At 73.5% G+C, this 6,265-nt stretch carries 5 protein-coding genes; 1 reads left to right on the top strand and 4 read right to left on the bottom strand.

The window, feature by feature from the left end; translation table 11 throughout:
• Nucleotides 1-34: 34 nt before the first annotated feature.
• The 4 genes from ACFXAM_RS21785 to ACFXAM_RS21800 form a co-directional block, all read right to left on the bottom strand.
• Nucleotides 35-2,230, bottom strand: a complete 2,196-nt coding sequence (locus tag ACFXAM_RS21785) for an MMPL family transporter (RefSeq protein WP_380293653.1) — start codon at nucleotides 2,228-2,230, stop codon at nucleotides 35-37.
• A 138-nt stretch (nucleotides 2,231-2,368) separates the two neighbouring features.
• Nucleotides 2,369-2,758, bottom strand: a complete 390-nt coding sequence (locus tag ACFXAM_RS21790; RefSeq protein WP_380293655.1) for a DUF302 domain-containing protein — start codon at nucleotides 2,756-2,758, stop codon at nucleotides 2,369-2,371.
• Between the two features lie 34 nt (nucleotides 2,759-2,792).
• On the bottom strand, nucleotides 2,793-3,083 hold the full coding sequence (locus tag ACFXAM_RS21795; protein WP_380293707.1) for a metal-sensitive transcriptional regulator: 291 nt from the start codon (nucleotides 3,081-3,083) through the stop codon (nucleotides 2,793-2,795).
• 66 nt (nucleotides 3,084-3,149) lie between these two features.
• Nucleotides 3,150-4,520 (bottom strand): rhodanese-like domain-containing protein, encoded by a 1,371-nt coding sequence (locus tag ACFXAM_RS21800; RefSeq protein WP_380293657.1) that lies wholly within the window; start codon nucleotides 4,518-4,520, stop codon nucleotides 3,150-3,152.
• 326 nt (nucleotides 4,521-4,846) lie between these two features.
• Between ACFXAM_RS21800 and ACFXAM_RS21805 the strand changes: the two genes are divergently transcribed.
• Entirely contained in the window at nucleotides 4,847-6,175 is a 1,329-nt protein-coding gene (locus tag ACFXAM_RS21805) for a discoidin domain-containing protein (RefSeq protein WP_380293659.1), read from the top strand.
• The last annotated feature ends 90 nt before the right edge of the window (nucleotides 6,176-6,265 follow it).

Genomic DNA, 6,265 nt, shown 5'->3' on the forward strand with positions numbered 1-6,265 from the left:
GGGGCGGGCCGGGCCGGGCGCGGCCGGACGGGGCTCAGTCGTGCGAGAAGGAGATCCTCGGCAGCACCCGGTCGAGCCAGGCCGGCGTGCGCCAGGCGGCGGCGCCGGTGAGGCGGAGCAGGACCGGCAGGAGCACCAGGCGGACCAGCGCGGCGTCCAGGAGGACGGCGACGCCGAGCACGATGCCCATCTCCTTGGGCGGAAGCGGCCCGGACAGGGCGAAGGTGAAGAACACCGCGACCATCACGCCCGCCGCCGCGAAGATCACCCGGCCGGAGTGGGCCAGCGCGCCGACCATGGCCTCGCGCGGATCGCCGGTGCGCTCGTAGTGCTCCTTGGCGGAGGCGAGCAGGAAGACCGTGTAGTCCATCGCGATGGCGAAGATCATCGCGAAGAAGAACACCGGCGCCCAGCCGTCCAGGAAGCCCTGCGACGTGAAGCCGAGCAGCCCCGCTCCGTGGCCGTCCTGGAAGACCAGCCGGGCGACGCCGAAGGCCGCGCCGGTGGACAGCAGGCTGGCGGCCGTGCCGAGCGCCGCGATCAGCGGGGCGCGCAGGGCGACCAGCAGCAGCAGGAAGCCGAGGCCCATCACCACGCCGATGACCAGGGGGGTCTTCTCGGTCAGCAGGTGCTGGAGGTCCAGGTTCTCCACGGCGGCGCCGCCGACCAGGGTGTCGGCCGGCAGCTCGGCGCGCAGCGCGTCGACGGTGCGGCCCAGATCGGGGCTGGACGGGTCCACGGTCGGCACGGCCTGGACGATCGACCAGCCGGAGCCGTCGGAGGCCGGCTGCGCGGGCATCACGCCGGCGATCCCGGGAGTGGCGGCGACGTCGGCGGCGACCGCCGCGGCCCGGTCCGCCGGGGTGAGGATCTGCAGGGCGCCGGGCGCTCCGGGGCCGAAGGCCTGCTGGACGGCGGTGTAGCCGGCGCGGGCGCTGGCGTCCTCGGGAAGCACCGTGATGGAGGGCATCGCGGTCCGCAGGCCGATGACGGGCGCGGCCAGCGCGATCAGCGCGGCGAGCGCCAGGGCGCCGTAGCGCAGCGGGTGCTTCCACAGTCGCTCGCCCCAGGCGGCGAAGCGCGGCGAACGGTGCTCGCCGGACTTCACCCACGGCAGGGCGAGGGAGTCGACGCGGTGGCCGAGCCGGCCGAGCACGGCGGGCAGCAGGGTGAGGGTGGCGGCGAGCACGAACAGGACGGCGAGCATGATGCCGCCGGCCATCGAACGGAACGCGGGGGACGGCACCAGCATCACGGCCGAGAGGCTGACCAGGACGGTCGCACCGGACAGCAGGACGGCCTTGCCGGCGGTGTCCATCGTCTCGGCGACCGCCGCGGTGGAGGCGAGCCGGCCGTCCTGCCCCGGGTTCCGGCGGGCGGCCGCCTTCCGGGCGCTGCGGAAGCGGACCACCAGGAACAGCGCGTAGTCGATGCCGAGGGCGAGGGCGAACATCATCGCGAAGTTCATCGCCCAGACGGAGACCGGGAACAGGTGGCTGATGAGGACCAGCGAGCCGGCCGAGGCGGCGAGGCCTGCCATGGTGAGCAGCAGCGGCAGACCGGCGGCCACCAGGGAGCCGAAGGCGAGGACCAGGATGGCCAGGGTGACCGGCCAGGACATGATCTCGGACTTCATCATGGCGTCGTGGTTGGCCTTGTTGAAGTCGCTCCACAGCACGGACGCGCCGGTGGCGTGGACGTCGACGCCCTCGCCGGAGAGGGCGTTCAGCGGGCCCTTGAGGTCGTCGGCGGCCCGGACCATGTCGTCGGGGGAGGCGTCGGCGCCGGCGAGCAGCACGGCGGTCCGGCCGTCCGGGGAGACGGTCGCGCCGGGCTGCGGCGCCACCACGGTGGAGACGCGGGGGTCGGCCGCCGCGATCTCGCCCGCTCGGGCGATCACCCGCTGGACGTCCGGCTCGGTGACCGGCCGGTCGGCGGCGACCACGATCTGCAGCGCCGAGGAGGCGTTCCCGGCGAAGTGCTGTTCGGCGACCTGCCGGACCTTCACCGACTCCGATCCGTCGGCCTGCCAGCCGGCCCCGGACAGGGCCGAGGTCACCTGGGGCGCGAAGGCGCCGAGGCCGACGACGACCAGCAGCCAGCCGGCCAGCACGGCCTTGAAGTGGCGGACGGACCAGGTGCCGAGCCGTCCGAGCAGGCCCGGGGGAGGGGCCGGGTCGGCCGGCGCGGCGGCGGCCGGCCGGACGGGCGTGGGGGCCGGGTGCTTCACGGGTTGCTCCGTTCCTGCTGCGCCCGAACGGGCGCGAAAATACGGGTGGGGGTATAGGGGAGGCCGAAAGAAGGGGCCCGCTCCGGGCGGGCCCCGTCAGGTTCCTCCCACGTGCGGCCGCTCGGGCGGCACCGCGTCTCAGCCGGTGAGCGCGGCCAGCGCGGCGCGCAGCCGGGCGGCCGCCTCGTCGGCGACGGCCTGCAGCTCGGGCTGTCCGGTGACCCGGACCATCAGCTGCGGGTCCATCGCCTCGACGACGGTGCGGGCGCCGTCCGCGCGGACCACGACGTTGCACGGCAGCAGCAGTCCGATGCGCCGGTCCGCCTGGAGGGCGCGGTGCGCCAGCGGCGGGTTGCAGGCGCCGAGGATGACGTAGTCCTCGGTCTCCGCGCCGAGCTTGGCCCGCAGGGTCGCGCGGATGTCGATCTCGGTGAGGATGCCGAAGCCCTGCTCGGCGAGCGCGGCGCGCACGCGTTCGACGGTCTCGGCGAAGGGCAGGTCGAGGGTGACGGGGATCCCGTAGTCCACGGGGTGCTCCATTCCTGGGGGAGAGGCGGCGGGGTCAGGCGAGGGTGAGGAAGAGCTTCTCCAGTTCGGTCTCGCTCATCGGCGGCGTGTCGCCGTCCGCGGCCGTGCACTGGCGCATGCCGCTGGCCACGATCTTGAACCCGGCCCGGTCGAGGGCGCGGGAGGCGGCGGCCAACTGCGTCACGATGTCGCGGCAGTCCCGCCCGGCCTCGATCATCGCGATCACGCCGGCGAGCTGGCCCTGGGCCCGGCGCAGCCGGTTGAGCACCGCGCCCGCCGCGTCGTCGTCGACCCGTACGGTCGGTCCGTTCGCCGTGTCCTTCACCGTGTCCTTCACCGTGTCCTCCTCCTCGCTCACCGTTGTCGTCCTCCTCGCTCGTGGCCGCCGGGCTCAGCCGGCCGCGTCCCAGGCGGCGTAGCCGCCCAGCAGGTCGGCGACCTCGCCGCGGCCGTGGTGGCGGAGCAGGCTGGCCGCGATGGAGGAGCGGTGGCCGCCGGCGCAGTGGACGACCAGCGGCCGGTCCGCCGGGATCTCGCCGAGGCGGCCGGGGAGCTCGTTGAGCGGGATGTGCACGGAGCCCTCGACGGCGCCCTCCGCGCGCTCGCCGCAGGTGCGGACGTCGAGCACCAGCGGCGGGTGCTCGTCGGCGAGCGCGCCGCGCAGCTGCTCGACGGTGAGGCGGGCGGCGGGGGTGAGCCGGTCGGCGAGGGCGGGCAGGGCGGCCTCGGGGTCGGCCAGGTGGCCGGCGGTGCGGTCGAAGCCGATGCGGGCGAGGCGGGTGACGATCTCGCCCTCGCGGCCGTCCGGGGCGACGACGAGCAGGTCGGCCTCCGGTGCGAGCACGGCGCCGGCCTGCTCGGCGAAGCGGCCGTCGGCGGGGACGTTGACGGCGCCGCGCAGGTGCCCGGCGGCGAACTCCTGCGGGCTGCGGGCGTCGACCACGACCGCCCCGGCGTCCAGGCGGGCCGCGAACTCCTCAGCGGTCAGCGGGCGGTGGGCGGCCGCGGCGTCGAACAGGCCGCGGTCCTGCCGGTTGAGGGTGGCGTCGTGGCCGAAGTAGCCGGGGGCGGCGGACTGCCCGGCCGTGACGATCGCGACGAAGTCCTCCTCGCTCATCGGGGTGCAGGCGTAGTTGGTGGCACGCTGCGCGCCGATGGTGGACTGGCGCTCGGTGGAGAGGTTCTTGCCGCAGGACGAGCCGGCGCCGTGCGCGGGGAAGACCCGGACCTCGTCGGGCAGGCCCATCAGCTTGTGCTGGACGCTGTGGTGCAGCATCCGGCCGAGCTCCTCGGCCGTGGTGCCCACGGAGGCCAGCAGGTCGGGGCGGCCGACGTCGCCGATGAACAGTGCGTCGCCGGTCAGCACGCCGTAGGGGACGGGGTCCGCGGAGTGCTCGAACACCAGGACGCTGATCGACTCGGGGGTGTGCCCGGGGGTCTCCATGATCTCCAGCGTGACGTCGCCCAGGGTGATCCGCTCCCCGTCGGCGAGCTTGCGGATCGGGTACTCGGTCACCGCCCGGCTCCCGTAGCCGATCCACGCGCCGGTGCGCGCCGCCAGCTCCAGGTGTCCGGCGAGGAAGTCGGCGTGGAAGTGGGTGTTGATCACGGCCTCGACGGTGAAGCCGTGCGCCTCGGCGTCGGCGACGTACTCGTCGACGTCCCGGCGCGGGTCGATCACCACCGCGCGGCCGGTGGCCTCGTCGGCGACCAGGTAGGACGCCTGGGAGAGACAGTCGAGGTAGTACTGGGCGAAGAACATGGGGATCTCTCCTGCGTCCGTTTGCTTCCGGTTCAGAGATACCCGGTGGGGTATCTGCTCGCTTTCCACCATACCCCCGGGGGTAAATTTCGGCGAAGGGGGCCGCCCGGCGACCGGTCCGGGCCCTCGTGTGAGGGGGCTGGAGCCCTCGTTCGGACGGGAGTTCGGCGCGAAGGCGCTATTGTCAGGAAACTTTACTTTCTACTACGCTCCCCTCGCCGGTGGGCACGTGCGTGGTGTGCGCCGGTGTGCAGCTCTCACCGTCTCTGAGGTCAGGGAGTCCGAGGATGCGTCCTGGTGTCTCGGTAAGGCCTGTTCATGTCGGAGTGTTCGCCGCCGTTCTCGTGCTGATCGGCGGCCTGGTGCTCGGTTGGTCCGGGCGGGCGGGAGCGGCGGCCGATCCGCTGCTCTCGCGGGGGAAGGCCGCCACGGCCTCCTCCACGGAGGGGTCGTCGTACGCGGCGGCCAAGGCGTTCGACGGAAGCTCCACCACGCGGTGGGCGAGCGAGGAGGGGAAGGACCCGCAGTGGCTGCGGGTGGACCTGGGGGCGGGCGCCACCGTCTCGCGGGTGAAGCTCAGCTGGGAGTCCGCGTACGCCAAGGCGTACCGGCTGGAGGTGTCGGCGGACGGGGTGACCTGGACGCCGATCGCGGAGGAGAAGGCCGGCAACGGCGGGACGGACGACTGGACCGGCCTGGCCGGCAAGGGCCGCTACGTCCGGATGTACGGGACGGCGCGCGCCACCTCGTACGGGTACTCGCTGTACGAGCTGGAGGTGTACGGGACCCCGGACGCCGGGCCCTCTCCGACCGGCCCCTCTCCGACCGGCCCGTCGCCGACCGGGCCCTCGGGCGGGGCGTTCACGGTGGTCGCGGCCGGTGACATCGCCGCCCAGTGCACCGCCTCGGACAGCGGCTGCGCGCACCCGAAGACCGCCGCGCTGGCCCAGCGGATCAACCCGCGCTTCTACCTGACGATGGGTGACAACCAGTACGACGACGCCAGGTTGGCGGACTTCAAGAACTACTACGACAAGAGCTGGGGCGCGTTCAAGGCGAAGACCCACCCGGTGCCGGGCAACCACGAGACCTACGACCCGGCCGGGTCGCTGGCCGGCTACAAGGCGTACTTCGGCAGCATCGCCTACCCGCAGGGCAAGAGCTGGTACAGCTTCGACGAGGGCAACTGGCACTTCGTCGCGCTGGACTCCAACGCCTTCGACCAGAGCGCCCAGACCGACTGGCTGAAGGCCGACCTGGCGGCCAACACGAAGAAGTGCGTCGCCGCCTACTGGCACCACCCGCTGTACTCCTCGGGCGGCCACGGCAACGACCCGGTCTCCCGGCCGGTGTGGCGGATCCTCTACGCCGCCGGCGCCGACCTGGTGCTCAACGGACACGACCACCACTACGAGCGGTTCGCCCCGCAGGATCCGGACGGCAGGGCGACCGCGGACGGCATCGTGGAGATCGTCGGAGGGATGGGCGGCGCCGAGCCCTACCCGATCGAGCAGGTCCAGCCCAACAGCCAGAAGCGGATCAGCGGTGACTACGGCGTGCTGAAGCTGGACTTCACCGACTCCGGCTACGGCTGGAGCTACGTCGGGACGGACGGCCAGGTCAAGGACACCAGCCCGACCTACGGCTGCCACTGATGATGTACCTGGCCACCACCGGCCGCCCGGACGCGCCGCCCCGCCCGCCCGGATGGGCGCCCGCCAGGCGCCTGTGGGACGGAGCCGAGG

The organism is Kitasatospora sp. NPDC059462, from assembly GCF_042749955.1.
Lineage (GTDB): Bacteria > Actinomycetota > Actinomycetes > Streptomycetales > Streptomycetaceae > Kitasatospora.